12 protein-coding genes are annotated in these 19,378 nt (G+C 59.3%); 5 read left to right on the top strand and 7 right to left on the bottom strand.

Annotated elements, in window-relative coordinates:
* Both ACRRQW_RS17980 and ACRRQW_RS17975 read right to left on the bottom strand, forming a co-directional pair.
* Positions 1-1,380, bottom strand: a complete 1,380-nt coding sequence (locus ACRRQW_RS17980; protein ID WP_438483002.1) for a BNR-4 repeat-containing protein — start codon at positions 1,378-1,380, stop codon at positions 1-3.
* An 81-nt stretch (positions 1,381-1,461) separates the two neighbouring features.
* Positions 1,462-3,753, bottom strand: a complete 2,292-nt coding sequence (locus tag ACRRQW_RS17975) for an alpha-L-rhamnosidase-related protein (protein ID WP_438483001.1) — start codon at positions 3,751-3,753, stop codon at positions 1,462-1,464.
* Here ACRRQW_RS17975 and ACRRQW_RS17970 point away from each other — a divergent pair.
* On the top strand, positions 3,725-4,558 hold the full coding sequence (locus ACRRQW_RS17970; RefSeq protein WP_438483000.1) for a four helix bundle suffix domain-containing protein: 834 nt from the start codon (positions 3,725-3,727) through the stop codon (positions 4,556-4,558). The genes ACRRQW_RS17975 and ACRRQW_RS17970 overlap by 29 nt on opposite strands.
* Positions 4,559-4,612: 54 nt before the next feature.
* On the opposite strand, the gene ACRRQW_RS17965 is transcribed toward ACRRQW_RS17970, so the two are convergent.
* Positions 4,613-6,841, bottom strand: a complete 2,229-nt coding sequence (locus tag ACRRQW_RS17965) for an NADP-dependent isocitrate dehydrogenase (RefSeq protein WP_438482999.1) — start codon at positions 6,839-6,841, stop codon at positions 4,613-4,615.
* Between the two features lie 347 nt (positions 6,842-7,188).
* A complete protein-coding gene (locus tag ACRRQW_RS17960; RefSeq protein WP_438482998.1) occupies positions 7,189-7,824 on the bottom strand; it encodes a LuxR C-terminal-related transcriptional regulator in 636 nt (211 codons plus the stop codon).
* A gap of 349 nt (positions 7,825-8,173) precedes the next feature.
* Between ACRRQW_RS17960 and ACRRQW_RS17955 the strand changes: the two genes are divergently transcribed.
* From ACRRQW_RS17955 to ACRRQW_RS17945, 3 genes are all read left to right on the top strand, one after another.
* On the top strand, positions 8,174-10,309 hold the full coding sequence (locus ACRRQW_RS17955) for a beta strand repeat-containing protein (RefSeq protein WP_438482997.1): 2,136 nt from the start codon (positions 8,174-8,176) through the stop codon (positions 10,307-10,309).
* 86 nt (positions 10,310-10,395) lie between these two features.
* Complete coding sequence (locus tag ACRRQW_RS17950) at positions 10,396-12,186, top strand: hypothetical protein (RefSeq protein WP_438482996.1); 1,791 nt, start codon at positions 10,396-10,398, stop codon at positions 12,184-12,186.
* Positions 12,187-12,361: 175 nt separating this feature from the next.
* The gene (locus ACRRQW_RS17945; protein WP_438482995.1) at positions 12,362-13,057 is read left to right on the top strand and encodes a spermine synthase; all 696 of its coding nucleotides are present in this window, start codon (positions 12,362-12,364) and stop codon (positions 13,055-13,057) included.
* A 74-nt stretch (positions 13,058-13,131) separates the two neighbouring features.
* Here the strand turns inward: ACRRQW_RS17945 and ACRRQW_RS17940 are convergent, their stop codons facing one another.
* Entirely contained in the window at positions 13,132-15,780 is a 2,649-nt protein-coding gene (locus ACRRQW_RS17940) for a DEAD/DEAH box helicase (RefSeq protein WP_438482994.1), read from the bottom strand.
* A gap of 146 nt (positions 15,781-15,926) precedes the next feature.
* On the opposite strand from ACRRQW_RS17940, the gene ACRRQW_RS17935 reads away from it, so the two are divergent.
* Entirely contained in the window at positions 15,927-17,957 is a 2,031-nt protein-coding gene (locus tag ACRRQW_RS17935; RefSeq protein ID WP_438482993.1) for a sodium:solute symporter family protein, read from the top strand.
* A 14-nt stretch (positions 17,958-17,971) separates the two neighbouring features.
* On the opposite strand, the gene ACRRQW_RS17930 is transcribed toward ACRRQW_RS17935, so the two are convergent.
* Entirely contained in the window at positions 17,972-18,643 is a 672-nt protein-coding gene (locus ACRRQW_RS17930; RefSeq protein WP_438482992.1) for a phosphatase PAP2 family protein, read from the bottom strand.
* Positions 18,644-18,653: 10 nt separating this feature from the next.
* Positions 18,654-19,244 (bottom strand): TIGR00645 family protein, encoded by a 591-nt coding sequence (locus tag ACRRQW_RS17925; RefSeq protein ID WP_438482991.1) that lies wholly within the window; start codon positions 19,242-19,244, stop codon positions 18,654-18,656.
* Positions 19,245-19,378 lie beyond the last annotated feature (134 nt).

Here is a 19,378-nt window from a genome sequence, read left to right as displayed (position 1 = left end):
TTAATTTGCAGGTTTCCACCACACTTGGTTTTTGAGATCTAAATCCTTCAACCCGCCGCCGGCGCCGCCGACGGTATAAATGATTCCCGGTTCCTTCGGCACGCGATTGTGGCCGGTGGGATGTTCGAGGTTGGGCAGCCAGTGCGTTTGCTGCGCGTTGACCGGCGCTAAGATTTCACTCTGGAACGTTTTCATGCCGTCGTCCGACCACAGGCGCACAATCTCGCAGGTCGGGTGCGCCCATTCTTTCAACGGAGTGCGCTCCTCGAGCGGGACGTTGACCGCGACCGCCACGAGCGTCGCACGGCCCGTTTCGCTGAAGGTGAAGCCGCCACCCATGCCCAACGTGACATTCCAGCCTTTGATTGACTCCGGCAGATACGCGCTCAAATCCCGGCGCGTCCAACCGAGTCCCACGACGGGTGTGGCGAGATAGAGTCGCGTCTGTTTCCCAATGGCCGCGCTGTAGAGGACGTGTGGGTTGCCTTGCGCATCCACCCCGAGCGGGCCGGACGCTAGGCCCGGGCGCAGCCCGCTGACGTCGCCGGCAATGATATCCATGGTGTCGGCGGTGGCCGGCAGCGGGACGAGCGTGCCGTCGGATTTCGCCCACGTAATCCCGGCGTCGGCACTCACCATGTAGGCCAGCGTTTGTCGTTCAACGCCGGCAATGGTCTTTTCATAAATCCGGGTGGAGAGGTGAATCGTGCGGCCATCTTTGCCCCATGCCAGGGCCGCGGGCAGTTGCGCATAACCATTCACGCGCGACGTCATCACAATCGATTCGCGCCGCCAGTCGCCATTCTTAGGTTTCTTCCACAATTCCTGATCGATGCGCGTCGCGTCGCCGCTCCCCGGCAGGTAGTAGGCATGCCGCGCCGTGAGGACCAGCGTGTCGTCCGGACTACAGATCATGGACGGATAAGTGATACCCTCGCCGAACTGAATTTCCGGTTCCCACGCGGAAAGATCATTGGGCCGGGTCGAGCGCCGATACCGGCACGGCTCGTGATGCGGATAATAAACGATATGGAGATAACCTTGGCTATCGACCGTCAGCGAGGGACCGCCGTGGTTATCCTGCGCCTCGCCAATCAACACGATCGGCGACCATTGACCGGTGACGCGATCGAGCGTGCGCCCGCGCACGTGAAAGCCATCCGCTTCCGCATCCAGCCAGACCACGTGCGTTTTTTCGCCGAAAGTGATGATCTTGCCCTGCTCCTGATACGCCGACGCCCGGCCGCTGCCGCGCTCGGTCAACACCACCGGGGTGACGGTATTTCCCGTCGCCGCGGCCGAAGCGACGAAGGGCGCAAGCAAAGCGAGGCCCAATGTGAGACTAGAAAAAACGCGGGAGGAGGAAAAGAATTCGGGCATGAAAAGAGTTAGGTGAGGACCACGGAAAAAATGAGTCAAAGTATTCCGCTGAATCAAGCGGCGCGCAGTCACGGTGGTGGTTTAAAGCGCTTTTAAGGGGAGGCCACTGTCGTTGGTGACTTCGATTTTCCAACTGGCGGGTGCGTGCAGGCGGTAGTCGATTCGGTCGGCCTGGCGGGTCCACTCGAGTTCGATGAAGCCGTCGGGCGTGGGAATGCGACCGCGGCAGGAGTTGAGTTTCAAGTCGGAGAAACCGATCACGAGTTTCTTGGCGGGCGCGTTCACCTGACGCAGGCCGAGGACGTCGCGCAGGAGCACGTGAGCGGCGTGGGAGGCGAAGCCGTGGTTGCAACTCGCGTTGGTTCGATCGTTTTCCCAGAGCGTGCCGGTGAGTTCGACTTGGAAGAGCCAGTAGTCGCTGGCTTCGTCGAGAACCTGTTGCTGACGACTGTAGCGCGAAAGCAGCTCGAAGCGAAGCACGTTGCCGACGAACGAATTTGCCGGCCAGACCTCGGGCCAGGCTTTCGTCGCTTGGCGGTGCGGGCCGAAGTCGGTGGTGAGGCGCGACCAGAGTTGCGGGTGCGAGGTTGGCGTGACGACGTCGAAGTAGAACGCGAAGTATTGGCAGACTTCGGTGCGGTTGCGCGTGACGGAAATTTTTCCGTCCACGCGCGTGGCGTTATCGACGAAAAATTCTCCGTCGAACGATTGCTGCCGGATCACATCGCGGATTTTTTCGGCCTTGGTAGCGAGCACTGGCTCATCGTAGAGGCGCGCCATGGTTGCGAGTGCGCTCGCGTAGAGCATGTTGGTCGGATAGTTCACGTCCTGGACGAACGCGTTGGCTTTCGACCATTCGACGAAGACCCACGAGGGCAGTTTCTCGAGGAGGCCGTCTTCGTTTTCAAACGGTTTGAAGTAGTCGAGTAGAGCATGCAGGCGCGGTCGAAAGGCGTCGACCATCGTGCGATCACCGGAGCGGGCCGCGTATTCTTCCAGTTGCAGCACAAACCACAGCGACCAGTTGGGAATGAAAATGCCGTCGGGGTGATCGGCGGGATAACACATCGGCAGCATGCCGGCGGGCAGGTGTTCGAACTTTTCGGGGAGCAGATAATTTTGCAGGAAGTTTTTCTCCACGACAGTCGTGCCGGTCAGGTCTTGCGCGACGCGCGCCGCAAACAGGCTGTCGCAGAGCCAGCCCGCGCGTTCGCGCGACGGACAATCCATAAAAATGTCCACCGCGTTCTGGGAAAACGTTTCCTGCGACGCGGTGAAGATGCGATCGAGCCGCGGATCGGAGCTCGTAAACTGCGCGCGCCACGCGTCGGGATTGGTGAATTCGCGCAGCGTGAGTTTCGACACGGAGCAATCGCCCGAAAGCACGATGAGTTTTAGATAACGCAGCGTGTAGGGCTCGAAGGACTCGACGTCGTAACTGCCCGGGGCGAGTTCGTAGGCGACGAGGTTGACGTTGTGGTCGCGCCGGAAATTCACGTCTCCGTCGGTGAGGATTTCATCGAAGATGAAAAACAACCGCGTGGGGCTGCGCACGTCGATCCGCGCCCCGAGAAAGCCCGTGCGGTTGACGCCAAGATCGAAGAGCGCCCATGTTTTCTCCGCGAGCGCCACCGGCTGGCCGTCATACGCACGTGCGGAAGTGAGCGTCGAGGGCAGCGTCCGCACCGTTTGTATTTCAAGACTGGGAATCGCCGCGAGTTCAGCTTCGGGATAGCCCGCGAGCTTCGGGCCAATCCAAGTCAACGAACGATCTTTCCAAGGCTTCGCCGGCAGCGGAACGATCTCCAGTGAACCCGCGCCGAGTTGCTGCACCGGCGATTTTAGCTCGAATCGCGAGTAAGCCACCCCGCGCGGCAACAGTGCCTTCGGTTCGACTACCGTGAGGCGCAACGCGGCCGAGTCGAACAGAGGTTTTGTGCGCCAGTCATCCCAGCCGGGCGCGAGTTGCCACACTTCGGAGAACGGCCGTTGAAAGCTGTAGCGCTGCACTTTTTGCACGCGCTCTTTGATAACCGTTGCCGCAAACGGGTGGCCTTCGCCGGCCGTTGAGGCGAGCACGCGTTCGCCCGCGATAACTTCAGCTTGAAGAAACGACGGCTGGTTGAGCAGGTAATAACTGTTGGCGTTGTAGCCGGCGACCTCGATGGCGATGACGTTGTCGCCGACACGCAGTTGCGCGGTGAGATCGATTTCATCGACGCGATAGAAGCCGTGCGCCGCGCGCGCGGGGCCGTGGCCGGCGAATTTGCCGTTCACAAAAATGCGGTAAAGTGAATGGCCGGTGAGGCGGAGCGTCAACGGGCTCGCAGAGGGTTTCTGGATCGTGGCGGAAAACCCGACGGTGAGGTTCATCTCGCGCTCGCGGCCCTCGAGCCAAACAGGGCGGGCGGAGTGGAAGGTGGTGGCTGTGGCGGAGGTAGCTAAAGCGATGGCGGTTACGCAGAGGAAAAGCGGGGCGAGCATGCAGGGAGATACGACCTATAGGGCTTATAGGTCGTATAGGACTTATGTTTTGGAGCTTGAGGTGATGAAGTTGCTGGAGTGTGGTGGGCGTGCGGGCCGCAACTCAACTGGGGAATATTTTATGGCTCGCGATGACGGCGTCGGATTTTTGCCGAAGCACGGAAATTATCAGGCGCTGTTGGCGTTTCGGAAATCGGAGGTGGTTTACGATCTCACGCGGGTGTTTTGTGCGCGTTTTTTGCGGCGCGGAGACCGCACGGTCGATCAGATGGTGCAAGCGGCCCGCTCTGGGAAACAGAATATTGTGGAGGGATCGAAAGCTTCGAAGACCTCAAAAGAAATGGAGATCAAATTAATGAATGTAGCGCGGGCGAGCCTGGAAGAGTTGCTCGTGGACTATGGCGACTACTTGCGCACGCAGCGCGCGACTGTGTGGGATAAGGATTCGCGCGAGGCGCGCTACGTGCGGCGCCTAGGGATGAACCCAGAATTAAAATTTGAGGACATCCGCGAACTGACCGAAACGCGCGCGGGGCCAGTGGTGGCGAACATGGCACTGTGCTTCGTGCACCAAGCGAATTACCTGCTCGATCGACTGATTTGGAGACTGGAGGTCGATTTCGTGAAAGAGGGCGGGTTGCGGGAGCGGATGACGAAGGCGAGGATCGATTACCGCAGGGCGGAAAAGAAATAGGTCCTATAAGTCTTTTGAGACCTATAGGACCTATGGGCTGAAATTCAGCAGCGCTTAAAGCGTGGCCAAAATGTTATTCAAAGTCGCGCTCGGACGCAGCGCCGCCAACGCTTTCGCGTTATCGGGCTGGTAGTAGCCGCCGATGTCGGTGGGCTTGCCTTGAACGGCGATCATCTCGGCGACGATTTGTTTTTCGTTAGCGGTGAGCGCTTCGGCGATCGGGGTGAAGAGTTTTTTCAGTTCAGCATCGCTGTTTTGCACGGCGAGGGCCTGCGCCCAGTAAAGCGCGAGGTAGAAGTGCGAACCGCGGTTGTCGATGCCGGCGCCGACTTTGCGCGCGGGGCTCTTATCGAACTCGAGAAACTTGCCGTTGGCAGCGTCGAGCGTCTCGGCGAGGACTTTGGCTTTCGCGTGATTCTGGGTGATGCCAAGATGTTCGAATGAAGCGGCGAGGGCGAAGAATTCGCCGAGGCTGTCCCAACGCAGGAAGTTTTCCTCCGTGAATTGCTGCACATGCTTCGGCGCCGAGCCGCCGGCACCGGTTTCGAAGAGACCGCCACCGTTCATCAACGGAACGATGGAAAGCATCTTCGCGCTGGTGCCGACTTCGAGAATCGGGAAGAGATCGGTGAGATAATCGCGGAGGACGTTGCCGGTGACGCTGATGGTGTCCTGGCCTTTGACGATGCGTTCGAGGGTCGCCTGACACGCGGCAGCGGGAGCGAGGATCTTGATGTCGAGGCCGGCGGTGTCGTGTTGCGCGAGGTAGGTTTTAACTTTGGCGATGATCTGAGCGTCGTGGGCGCGCGCTTGATCGAGCCAGAAAATCGCAGGCGTGTTGCTGAGACGGGCGCGGTTAACGGCGAGTTTAACCCAGTCTTGCACGGGAGCGTCTTTCGTCTGGCAAGCGCGCCAGATGTCGCCTTCGGCCACGGTGTGTTCGAGGAGCAGTTTACCGCTCTCGTCAGTGATGCGAATGGTGCCGGCGGCGGGCGCGACAAAAGTTTTGTTGTGCGAGCCGTATTCTTCGGCGGCTTGCGCCATGAGGCCGACATTCGGGACGGAGCCCATCGTCTTCGGGTCGAAGGCGCCGTGTTGTTTACAGAAGTCAATCGTCGTGGCGTAGACGCCGGCGTAGCTGCTGTCGGGGATCACGCAGAGCGTATCCTGACCTTTGCCATCGAGATTCCACATCTGGCCGGAGGTGCGGATCATCGCGGGCATGGAAGCGTCGATGATGACATCGCTCGGCACATGGAGATTCGTGATGCCCTTATCGGAGTTTACCATCGCGAGGGCGGGACCAGCGGCGTAGGCGGCGGAAATTGACGCGTCGATCGCGGCGCGTTGCTCAGCGGGCAGCGTGGCGATTTTAGCAAGAAGGTCGCCAAAGCCGTTGTTCACGTCGACGCCGAGCGCAGCGAGCGTGGCGGCATGTTTGGTGAAAACGTCTTTGAAGAAGACGCGCACGAAATGACCGAAGATGATCGGGTCGGAGACCTTCATCATCGTCGCTTTCAAATGCACCGAGAAGAGCACGCCGTCTGCTTTGGCTTTCGCGATCTGAGAGTCGATAAACGCGAGCAGCGCAGCCTTGCGGAGGACGGTGGCGTCGAGAATCTCGCCGGCTTTGAGCGGCGTCTTTTCTTTAAGAACTTTCGTGGTGCCGTCGGCGGTGACGAATTCGATCTTCACGTTCGTGGCGGCAGCGACGGTGAGGGATTTTTCGTTGGAGAAGAAATCATCCTTGCCCATGGTGCCGACGCTGGTCTTCGACTCGGCGGACCATTTGCCCATGGAGTGCGGGTGCGCCTTGGCGTAGTCCTTGACGGCTTTCGGCGCACGGCGGTCGGAGTTGCCTTCGCGAAGCACGGGATTCACGGCGGAGCCCATGACTTTCGAGTAGCGCGTCTTGGCATCTTTCTGCGCGTCGTTTTGCGGGACTTCCGGGAAATCGGGGAGACCGTAACCCTTGGCCTGGAGTTCAGCGATGGCGGCCTTGAGTTGCGGCACGGAGGCGCTGATGTTCGGGAGTTTGATGATATTGGCCTCAGGCTTAAGCGTCAGCGCGCCAAGTTCAGCAAGGTAGTCCGCAACTTTTTGGTTGGCGGGAAGGATGTCCGCAAAATTCGCGAGGATGCGACCGGCGACGGAGATGTCGCGCGTCTCGACATTGATGCCCGCGTGCTTGGTAAAGGCCTGCACGATGGGGAGCAGGGAATACGTGGCGAGGGCCGGCGCTTCGTCGGTGATGGTGTAGATGATCGTGGATTTCGTGGACATGGTGGCTTGTTAAAGTTGAGAGGTAAAAAGTGGGTTCATCGGGTGCACCGTTGTGGCCTGCTGGCCGCCCGGTGTTTGTCCTCAGTTCTCGCTGCCGCGAAACAGAGGCAAATAGATGATCGTGGATTTCGTGGACATGATTTAAGGCGGTCGGTGGTCAGCGTTCAGCTGTCAGCAAGAGTAAGAAAGTCGGTGAGAGTAGGAAGCGGCAGGCTCACCGGTCAAAGGCTTTTCCTCAAGCTGCGCGAAGCATCACGGCAGGTAATGCACGCGCACAGAAATCTATAAGCTGCGGTTTACGTAGTCGTCCGGCCCGATTCCGCGAAGCGGCGTTTCCGCCACGCTGACTACTTCAAGACGCCGAGGCGAAATGCTTCACGCGTGAGGTCGGTGGCGTTTTTCGCGCCGAGCTTTTGCATGAGATTTTTACGGTGGTTTTCCGCAGTCTTGATGCTGATGCCGAGGTCGTTCGCGACTTCTTTGTTGCTGCGGCCATTGGCGACGAGGCGAAACACTTCCTGTTCGCGGAGAGTGAGATCGTGGAGCGAAGCGTGGCCTTTCGCCGCGGCGGCCCAGTCACGCATTTCACCAACAAGGAGTTCATCGTAGTAAGTCCGGCCGTGCGCGACGGCGTCGATGGCTTCCAGCAGAGTCGGCAGCGGTGCCGCTTTGCGCGCGATGCCGTGCACCTTCGCGGCGACGGCGGCTTGCAACAGCGACGGCTGCGCGGCACCCGTAAAAACCAAGATGCGCGTGTCCGGCACGGTTTCCATCACGCGGTAGGCAACTTCAATCCCGGTGATGTCCGGCAGTTCCAGATCAAGGAGCAGCAAGTTTGGGTTTAGCTGCGGCACTTCGCGGCACGCCGTGGCTCCGTCGGCGGAGTAACCGACGACATGATAGCCGGGCATGCTATCGAGTTGGCTGATCAACAGCTCGCGAATGACCACGTGGTCTTCTACGACGTAGATAGTGACAGGCATGGAAAACGGTGTGGGGTGGATGGTTGCGGCGGGCCCATTCGTCACAACACGGTTCTAAAAAGTGCCCACGCGTCGCGAAATACAAGCCCCCAATGTGGCGAACCAGTGGATTTATCCTCAGACAGTAAAGAGGTTGCACTAAGCCACACCTAGCGGGGCGTAAGTCCAAATATCAGGGTTTTTACCCGGGTGTTCACTGTCATGGGGATGAACTGGTGAAAGCCGGCATTCGGGGAATTATTTTGAGGCATCGCCTGATTCAATGACGCCCAGAAGTTTTCTCTGCATGATTAGCTCACGGGTCCGAAGTGCTTGGCACCTGGGACTAGCGGCGGCGCTTGCGGTTTTCGTGGGGAGTTTTGCACGCGCGCAGACTACGCTTTACTGGGACACGAATGGTGCGGGAATTATTTTCACCGGTTCGGGCGGACCGTCACCGACGGGGACATGGTCCACCTCGGCAGGGAATTGGAACTCGGTGAGCAACGGCGCCGGACTGTTGACGGGAAGCAGTTGGACTCAAGGTTCGCACGCAGTCTTCAGCGCGGGCACCGATGCGACGGGCGCTTACGACGTCACGATTTCTGGAAATATGTCCGCCGCGAGTGTGCTAATTGAAGACGGCACGCCGACAATCACAGGAGGGACATTGACGATTGGCGCAACCGGATTTGAGGTCGGCGCATCGCGCACGGCGACAGTCAGCTCCGTCATCGCTGGCGCGAACGGTCTCACCAAAGCTGGCGCAGGCACGCTCGTGTTGAATGGAGTGAACACCTTCACCGGTGGCGTAAATATCAACGCGGGCACGCTCCGTCTCAGCGGCCCCGATCAAGTGGGAAATCGTCTCGTGGCTAACACACTCGTGAGCGTGGCGAGTGGTGCGACGCTCGAGATCGCCACGACGAACCCGACCGGGACATTTACGAACGCCATCGATATTGCGCTCAACGGCGGCACCTATCGCTTCGCGGGCGCGGCGAACACGGGTTCACACATTCGCAACCTCACGCTGACGAGCGGCGCCTCGGTTACGAGCGATGCAGGCGTTGGTAGCTACAGTGGGTTCAACGTCGCACTCAGCGGCAATGTTTCGATGACGTCGACAGGCACCGCGACAATCTCGCTCGAAGACGGTCTAGGATTGTCAGCCGCGCATAATTTTTCCGCCGTCACCAGCGGCACGCTCAACGTCAACACCACGATCACCGAACATCCCGGCTACACGGGCAGTATTAATAAAACCGGTGCCGGTGTCGTGACGCTCAGCGGAACTGCCGCCAACACCTACACCGGGGGCACAACCGTCTCCGAGGGCATTCTTTTGCTTTCGAAAACTGACGGCGTAAACGCGGTGGGCTCCGGCGGGATTACGGTAGGAGATGGAATCGGGGCGGCTTCGTCGGCGACGTTGCGACTCAATGCGAGCAACCAGATCGCCGACAATCTGGTCGTGAACATCAACAGCGACGGTCATTTCCACATGAACGGAAATAGTGAGACCGTGCGCGCCGTCACTGGCACGGGGCGCGTGCATGTGTCGCCAAGTGTTCAGCTCACGCTCAACGATTCGGGCAATTCCTCTTTCGCGGGAAACATCACCGGCTCCGGCACCATCGTGAAACAGGGCAGCGGCACCGTCACTTTGACGGGAGGAAATACGAGCACGTTTACCGGAGCGCTCACGATCGCAGACGGCACCATGGCGTTCAATAAAACCGCCGGGGTCGATGCCGTGGGCGCAGTCACCGCGATCACCGTCGGCGATGGTTCCGGTGCCGCGTCGAGCGCGGTGCTGCAATTGCTTTCAAGTCACCAGATCGCCAACACCACTTCGGTCGCGGTATCCCTCGATGGGCTTTTCAGCGTCAACGGGCTCACCGAGGTCATTGCGGCAGTCACCGGCATCGGTCGGGTGGAGTTGGGCGGCGGACATCTCACGGTGGGCGAGGGCGGGGGCGCCTCGCTGTTTGGCGGCACGATCGCCGGCACGGGCATCTTTGAAGTCACCACGAGCGGGTCGCTCGCGTTGCAAAGTTCGTTGGTGCTCGAAAGCGAACTGCGCCTTTCCGGCGGCACGCTTTATCTCAGTGGCCATAATCTCACGGCCGAGACGCTGCACATCACGGCGAGCAGCACGATTGATTTCGCCGCGGGCGGAAACTCCACGCTCACCGCACAAAATTTCATCATCGATGAAGGCGCCGTTCTCACGATTCAGAACTGGAGCGACGCCGCTGATTATTTCTTCGCCTACAATTGGGAAGGCGCAGTGCTGGATCTACGGGGCAACGCACCAAACACGCGCGTGGTGTTTGCTGATTTCACGCCCAGCTCACCGGTGTGGCAGGGCTACGACAAACAAATCACCCCCGTGCCAGAGCCGTCGACTTACGGTGCAATTATCATGGGTGCGCTCGGATCCTTCTTCGCGTGGCGCCGTTGGAAGAAGAGCCGCGTGGAAAAGCGCACTGGGGCTGCATAATTACCGTCGTCAGAGCACCGCGCAAATGAAGGAGAGGTTGCGCTGCAACCTTGGCCGTGGGAACTTGTCCATGCACCCCACACGCCATGTTTTTACTTCGCAAATTCGGCAATCTCCTCCGTGGCAAAGCCACGCCGTTTCAAATTATCGCCGGCTGCTTGCTGGGAGCGCTGATCGGTTTCATGCCGGGCTTCAGCCACGCGCCGGGACTGATCGTGGTGCTCTCGCTTGCGCTGATTCTCATCAACGCGAATCTCTTCCTCGCCACCATCGTCGGCCTGCTGGCCAAGCTGCTTTCCATCGCGCTCATGCCGGCCTCATTTCACGTCGGCCGCGTGCTGCTCGATGGGTCGACCGAGACTTTCTTCAGAAAACTGATCAACGCGCCGGTCTTTGCGCTATTCGGTTTTGAATCCTATGTGGCGACCGGCGGACTCGTGATCGGCGGACTCGTCGGGCTCGTGACCGGCATCTTGATCGCGCGCGGCATTCACTCATTTCGCGTGAAGATGGCTACGCTCGACAAAGACTCGCCGCGTTTCCACGAGCTCACGCAAAAGAAATGGGCGCGCTACGCGACATTCGTTTTCGCCGGCGGCGGATTGAAAAGTCCAGATTACGCGGCGCTGCTTCAGCAATCGAAAATCGGCAATCCGATCCGCACGCTCGGCGCGATCCTCGTGGTGCTCTCCGTGGTGTTGGTAGCGGTCACGTATCAATTTTTCGCCTCGTCGATCATCACGTCACAACTGCGCAGCGGCCTCGAACTTGCCAACGGCGCCACGGTTGATTTGGAGAGCGCTGAACTCGATTTGAAATCCGGCCGCATGGCGCTCATCGGCGTGGCCGCCGCTGATGCCAGCGCGCTCGACAAAGACATTTTTCGCGCGGCGCGTATCGAAGCTGACGTGAGCGGTGCAAACCTGCTTCGCAAACGTCTCCAGCTTGATCGCGTCGTCGTCTCAGGCGCTACGAGCGGTGAAACCCGGCGCGTGCCCGGCCGTCGAATTGACTCCGCCGCCGAGCCTTCGAAACCCATTCAATGGCCCGACGCCGAGACGATCGAAGATTACATCAAGAATGCGCAGCTTTGGCGCGAACGGCTCGCACAAGTAAAACAGTGGATAGAAAAAATCACCGGCCCCTCTGAAAAAAATACCGACGGCACGCCCGCGCCCGTAGAAGAATCGCTTGAGGAGCGCTTGAAGCGCCTCGCTCTCGAGCAAGGTTACGCGAGCGTGAAAGCCACGCATTTGATTGAAGGAGCGCCGACTTTGCTCGTCACCGAACTCACCGCAGCAGGCGTCACCGTCGCCCAACTGCCCGGCGAGAAGCTCGATATCACTGCACGCAATCTCTCGACGCAGCCAAGCCTCGCCGGCGGCGCACCGGAAATTTCCATTAAGAGCGCATCCGACAAACTCGGCTTCAACGCGAAGTTCAGCGGCATCAGCGCGCTGCGCGGCGACAACACGCTCGCGTTTCACTACCGCGGTCTGCCGATCGATACGCTCATGCAGAGCTTGAAAGTTTCCGGCAGCACGAGCCTCGCCGGCGGCACCGTCGATCTCGCGGCCACTGGAAAATATTTCACGCAAGGCGGCACGATTGAACTCCCGGTCGAAGCGACCTTGAAAGACACGACCGTGAGCATCGCCGGCAAAGCGACGAAGGTTTCCAGTTTCGCGTTGCCCATCGGGCTGACCGGTTCGCTCTCGAACCCTAAAATCAAAGTGGATTCAAAATCGCTCGGAAATCTCGCGCTCAAAGCCGGCACCGATGCATTGAAGGAAAAAGCGACGAGCGAAATTCAAAAGAAACTCGGCGATAAAGCCGGCGGCTTGCTGGACATGTTTAAAAAGCCCGAGAAGAAATAACGAACAGCTCGGCATTTTTTATCTGGAACGCAGAAAATCTGGAAACGGCACCACGCCTTCTGGGTTCGTTCCTGATTTCCTGAGTTCCAGATAAATAAATTTCTGATCCACGATCTAATTTAAGCCACAGGATTTATCTAGCCCGTCGCGGTTCCTCGCGCACACTCCTCGACGCATGAAGCCAAATATTCTTCTCGCTGAAACCCAGACGCCCAACGGGTCGCGTATGACGCTCGTCGAGCACGACGGCAGTTACTGCATCCGCGTGAACGGCCAACAACTCATGCATTCGTCGGTGTCGACTTCGGAGGTGCACCTCGGCGCGCTCGGCTGCGAGCACCACACGAAAGCCAAAGCCGGGTTGCGCGTGCTGATCGGCGGACTTGGTTTGGGTTTCACTTTGAAAAGCGTGCTTCAATCGGTGGGTCCGAAAGCCGTGGTGCACGTCGCGGAATTATTTCCCGAGATCGTGGAGTGGAATCGCACGCATCTCGCCAAACTCAATGGTGACGCGCTCAAGGATTCGCGCGTCAAAGTCTTCGTGAAAGACGTGCGAGCTTTGATCAACCACGCCCCACGCGAGCCTTACGACTGCATTATTCTCGATATCGACAATGGCACCACCGCGATGGTCGCCATCGAAAATCACGAACTTTACAGCGAAGCGGGCGTGCGGCGCATCGCCGACGCCACCAAATCTGGCGGCCGCGCCACGATCTGGTCAGCCTGCCCAGACGGCGTTTTGGAAAAACGCATGAAGCGCGCCGGACTGGCCGTGACCGCCGTGCCTTCGAAACTCTACGCCACCGCAAAGCGCGCTGCGTATATGATCTACGTCGGGGACAAGGCGGCTGCGACGCCTGCGAAGTGAATGCCTCCAATCAGATGTAGGTTGCGCGCTTGCGCGCAACGTAGCCTGCAAGCAGGCACTCTACAAAACCGATTTCAACCCACGGGACGACAACCGACGAAGCGAATCACCGCACGGTTCTCGGTCTTTGATTCGTCGAGCAGCACCACGAAATTCGCCTCCCAGTCATTCGCGCCCTCGGGATCGATCAACATCTGCGCGACGCGCCACTGGCGTGGTTCGCCCGTTTCCAGCGCAGGTTCGGTATCGAGGTGGGTGTTGTTCGCGGCGCGACCTTCGGGATCGAGGCGGAAGCGCCCGCGTTGTTCGAAGTAGGGCGCGAAGGCGCGCTCGATGCGGCGGGTCTCGGCGAGTTGCGCGGCTTCATCAACGGGAATTGCCGTTACGGTTCGCAGGCGCGCAGCCTCCCAATCGCGCGCGGCGACATCTTGCAAGAAACCAAGCACGGCGGTGCGCACGAGGCGCGTGAACGCGGCAGTGTCGCGCGTGACGTCGAACGTCGCGGGCCGCGCCGGTTTATCGGAAGCTTCGGCGGCGACAAACTCGGGATTGCGCAGACGTTCCCATTCGTCGAGGAGACTGGAGTCGATGCCACGGATGAGTTCGCGGAAGTAATCTTCCATTTCGACGACCGCTTCGGTCTTGGCGCTCGTCGGCACAGTTTGCGCGAGCACTTTCCACGTCTGCATCAGGTGGCGCAGCAGGAGACCTTCGCTCCGTTCGAGTCCGTAATCGCGCACGTAATCGGAGAAAGACATATAGCGCTCGAACATCTCGCGCGCGATCGACTTGGGCCGCACGTTTTCCTGTTCGATCCACGGGTGCGCAGCGGCGAACGCGTTGAACGAGTCGTAGAGGAATTCGCGCAACGGCTTCGGGTGCTCGACTTCCTCGAGTTTCGCCATGCGCTCTTCGTAGGGAATGCCCGCGGCTTTCCATTCCTCAATCTTGCGACCTTTCTCTTTGTCGACTTGTCGCCGGAGGATTTGGTCGGGGTCTTCGACAATCGCTTCACACAAGGTCAGCACGTCGAACGGATAGTCTGCGCTCGCCGCGTCGAGCTTCGGCAGCGTATCGATCAGGTAGAGCGACAGCGCTTGGTGCAGCGAAAAGTCATCCTGCAATTCGACGTTTACGCGCAGGCGGCGACCGGTCGGTTGGCGTGGAATGATTTCGACAATCTTGCGGTCGAGCAACGCGCGGAAGAGTTGCCACGAGCGTTTGCGGAGCGCGACTTTGCGCGCCGGGCGTTCATGACAGTCGGCGATGAGCTTTTGCATCGCGCGGCACCCGTCGGTGTCGCGGCTCAGCACGAGCAACAGCATCCCGTGCGACACGTCGAAATGCGAATTCAGTTCCTCGGGCTTCGCCTGCATGAGGCGTTCGAACGTTTTCGCATCCCAGCCGACGGAGCCTTCGGGCGCGCGTTGTTTGACGAGTTTCTTTTTCTTGGTCGGATCGTTCGCGGCTTTTTCCTCGGCACGCTTGTTTTCGATCACGTGCTCCGGCGCCTGCACGATGACGTAACCTTTGGAATCGTAGCCCGCGCGACCGGCGCGGCCCGCGACTTGGCGGAAGTCACGCACGCTGAGAATCGCGGCTTTTTTGCCGTCGTATTTCCAGATTTGGGTAAAGACGACGGTGCGGATCGGGACGTTGATCCCCACGCCGAGCGTGTCGGTGCCGCAGATGAGTTTCAGCAAACCGCGTTGCGCGAGTTGTTCTACGAGGATGCGGTATTTCGGCAACAACCCTGCGTGGTGCACGCCGATGCCATGACGCAACCAGCGTTTCAGGTCTTTGCCGTAGGGACTGTTGAATTTCACGGTCTCCAGTTCTTTCGCGAGAACCGCTTTTTCTTCTTTCGAACAAATCGGCAGACTCATCAGCGCTTGCGCGGCTTCAGCGGCGGCGCGTTGCGTGAAGTGCACAAGGTAAACCGGCGCGCGTTGATCCGTGAGCAACTGCGCCACGCGTTCGGCGAGGGGCGTTTCGGAGTATTCGAATTCCAGTGGCACCGGCCGGCGATCGCTCCGCACCGTGAGCGAAGGCGCTCCAGTGAGCTTCGTCATTTCCTTCTCGAAAAACTCCGTCGAACCCAGTGTCGCCGACATCAGCAAAAACCGCGACTGCGGCAGTGTGAGCAACGGCACCTGCCACGCGTAGCCGCGCTCGGCGTCGGAGTAGTAATGGAACTCGTCCATGATCACCGCCGCGACGTTCGCCTTTTCGCCGCGAGTGAGCGCGATGTTGGCGAGAATCTCCGCCGTGCAGCACAACACGAGCGCACCGGGATTCACCGACGCATCACCCGTCATCATCCCGACATTCTCCGGCCCGAAATCGCGGCACAGGCTCAGGAATTTTTCGTTAACCAGTGCCTTGATGGGACACGTGTAAACTGAACGCTGGCCGGAGCACAGCGCCTTGAAATGAAAGGCCGCCGCTACGAGCGACTTTCCGGAGCCGGTCGGCGTGTTGAGCACCACATTTTTCCCAGCGAAGAGTTCGAGAATCGCTTCCTCTTGCTCAGGATAGAGCGTGATGCCTTTCGCGGCCATTGCGGCAAGGAATTTATCCAGCACTGCATCCGGACTCGGGAAGCCAGTCAGCGGGGCGAGGGGAGCGATGAGCGCAGTCGACACGTGAACAGAACGGCGGTTGCGCGTCGCCAACACAAGCAAGGAGCAAGTGCGCAGGCGAATCGCCGCATTTTTTAGCATGCGGAGCGGCTCGAAAAATTCCCGCTCGACCGCGCAACGCCTACCGTCAATCTTACTGTCAGCACGATTTAACCCTGCGTGCGCCGCGTGCGGTCGTTGGATTGGCCGTTCGTTTCCACGTTCGTTCCCTTCAGCCCCTCGTATCTATGCTCGGTAGTTTACACCCCCTCGATCTCGTCGTTGTCGCCCTGTATCTGATCGCCGTTATCTGGATCGGCAGTCGCGCCGCCGCCGGCACCAATAACGAAGAAGGTTTCTTTCTCGCCGGTCGCAAACTCGGCAAGCTCTACCAATTTTTCCTTAACTTCGGCAACGCGACCGAGCCCCAGGGCGCGGTGAGCACGGCGAGCTTCGTGTATCAACAAGGCGCGCCGGGCTCGTGGCTCTCGTTTCAAACCGTGTTCATGAATCCGTATTTTTGGTTCATGAACGTGTGGTTCCGCCGCGTGCGCCTGACGACCGTTTCCGACCTGTTCGAAGATCGCTACGCGAGCAAAGGCCTGAGCCTTTTCTACGCGGTGTTTCAGATTCTCGTCGCGTGCGTGTTCCTCGGTTTCGGCAACGTCACCGCTTACAAAATCGCTTCGTCGCTCGTGGTGAAACAAGAAGTGCAGTGGACGGCCGCCGAGCGCACTTCGGTGGAAGGTTATCGCGAGATGAAGGCACTCGAGAAGCAGGCCGCCGCCGGCACGTTGACCGCCGAGATGAAGCCCGCGCTCGATACGCTGCGCGATCGCAACGCGCGCGGCGAACTCCGCAGCTACGTCACCGTGCTCAACGACATCGCTTTCTACGCGGTCTTCACGCTCGTCGTCGGCGCCTACATTGTGTTGGGAGGCATGGCCGCAGCGGCCGTCAACGAAGGACTCCAGAGCGTGTTGATCATCGTATTTTCACTGCTCTTAATCCCAACCGGGCTCAAAGCCATTGGTGGCTGGAGCGCGCTGGCCGAAAAAGTGCCGAAGCAGATGTTCGATTTATTCGGGTCGGCTTCTGCCGAACAATTTTCCGTGGTCAGCCTCTGCGGCATCTTGCTCGTGAGCATCGTGCAAAACGGCGGCCTCAGTCACAACATGGGCATTTGCGGCTCAGCCAAGGATGAGTTTGCCGCGCGCTCCGGCGTGTCGGGCACGTATTTGAAACGCTTCATGATTATCCTGTGGGCGTTTGCCGGCTTGATCGCGGTCGCGTTGTTCGGCGTCGGCGGTCTTTCCGATCCCGATGCGACCTGGGGAGCGATGTCGAATCGCCTGCTCGGACCGGGCTTGGTCGGCCTGATGCTCGCGGGTGTGCTCGCTGGCACGATGTCGACGCTCGCGGCCAAGGCGCTCGCGATTTCGTCGCTTTTCGTGCGCAATGTCTATCGCCAGATCTGGCCGGACATCACGCAAGCCCAGGGCGTTTTCTACGCCCGTTGCACCATCGTGGCCGTGCTGATTCTCGGCACTGTCGCGGCGACGCTGATGGGAAGTTTTTACGACATCGTGAACATCGTGCTCACGGTAAATATTCCCTTCGGCGCGGCGGTGTTGATGACGTATTGGTGGCGCCGCGTGACTGCGCCGGCCGTGTGGTGCTGCGTGATTATTTCCACGCTCACGATTCTTGTGGTGCCATGGACGGCCTCGAAAATTCCCGCGCTCGCGCAAAGTGCCTCGCTCGCGCAACCAAGCACGAAACCCGGCACGGGTGTCTACTTTTCAAAAGTCGTCCACCAAGACCCTAACGACCTCACGAGCCCTTACGTCGCCGCGCAGACGCGCACGAATCGGTTTAATTTCGAGGTGTGGCTGCTCGGCAAGGCCGGCGTTAACGTCGCCGCGCTTACCCCGACGCAACGCTTCACGCTGCAATTCTTCGTCGACGGACTTTTGCCTTTCGCGGTGCTAATCATTGCCAGCTTGCTGACGAAGAAAACGGATCCCGCGCGCGTCGCCCAGTTCTATGGAAAAATGAAGACGCCCGTTGGCAAGACGCCCGAGCTTGAAATCGCCACCATGGAAGAAACCGCGCGCAACCCGGCACGGTTCGACGACACCAAATTATTTGGCCGCAACTCGTCGTGGGAGTTCTGCAAGTGGGATCGCGTCGACACGATCGGCTTCATCATTTGCTGCGCCATCTCCGCTTCGATTGTCGGGATCTTTATCGGCTTCCTTCGCTGGGCGGCGCCTTGAGCGCCAGGGCTGATTTATTTAAACCGATACGCGAGGTAGCTGCAGAATAACGCCCACGCCGTGCCTGCCGTCCAGCCGGCCAGCACGTCCGTAGGATAATGCACGCCGAGATACACCCGGCTCACGCCGATCAGAAAGCTCAATAAAAACGCGGTCGCGATGATGTAGCTTTTGTCGCGACGGCGCTCCGCCCAACTCGCGATCGCCATGCCAATCGTCAGATAAACAATCGACGATGCCATCGAGTGCCCACTCGGGAAGCTGTAAGACGTTTCCTCCATCAAGTGCAGCGCGGGGTCGGGACGCGCGCGTCCAAAAATATTTTTCAACGCGATGTTTAAGCCGTGGCCACCAAGCGTCGCCGCCAACACAAACATCACCGCACCGAGCCGGCGTTGCAGCACCAGGAAACCCAAGACGAGCGCCACAACCAATATGAGCACTGGGGCACTGCCCAGCGCCGTGATATCGCGCACGGAGTGCACCAGCCAAGCGGGCTGTTCGCCGCCACCGCCCCGCAGCGCGAGCATGATTTTTTGCTCCCACTCGAGGTAATCGCCTTCGACGGCATCGTCAGCTAACTCGGCAAAAATCCAGATCGCCAATGCGAAAGTGGCGAAGCCGGCGACCAGCACGTATTCGTTCCAACCGGCACGCCGCCACCATGCTTTGAACCGTTCGACCATCGCGTGAAACTTAATGCGCGTCTTCTTTGCGGTAGGTCAGACGATCGATCCAAGCGAGCGCGATGGCGGAGGCGACAAACGTGACGTGAATCACGACCTGCCACAGCAGCGCTTTCTCGCTCGTCTGCTCTGCGTTGATAAATGTCTTCAGCAAATGGATCGAGGAGATGCCGATGAGCGCCATCGCGAGTTTAACTTTCAAGATACCGGCGTTCACGTGCGACAACCACTCGGGTTGGTCGGGGTGGTCTTTTAAGTTCAGGCGAGAAACAAAGGTTTCGTAGCCACCGACGATCACCATGATCAGCAAATTTGCGATCATCACCACGTCGATGAGGCCGAGGACGCTCAGCATGACCACGGTTTCCATCACGACAGGTGCTGCTGCGATAGGAGCCGAGCCGACCGCGGCGGTTACGGCACTGACCGGCACCGGGTGGCCCAACACCGAAAATCCGATCAGGTGCCAGAGCTCCAATAAAAACCGGTAAACGTAGACGCCTTGCGCCACGATCAGGCCGAAATAGAGCGGGGCTTGCAGCCAGCGGCTCAGAAAAATGAGATTGGAAAGAGGGCGGGCGGAAATCGCAGGGACAGGCATAAAGGGGGATATCGTGGAAAGCGGAGTCGGTTTGTCGAACCTGTTGACGGTGGAAATTCCTGCCGGCTTTCCAGCAGGGGAACGCGATGGGACGTTTCTTGTCAGAGCCGCATGCTTTCTCCCGCGCCTGCGAA

Source organism: Oleiharenicola lentus, from assembly GCF_051660365.1.
Taxonomy (GTDB): Bacteria; Verrucomicrobiota; Verrucomicrobiia; order Opitutales; family Opitutaceae; genus Lacunisphaera; species Lacunisphaera lenta_A.
This window is presented reverse-complemented; position numbering and strand designations above follow the sequence as displayed.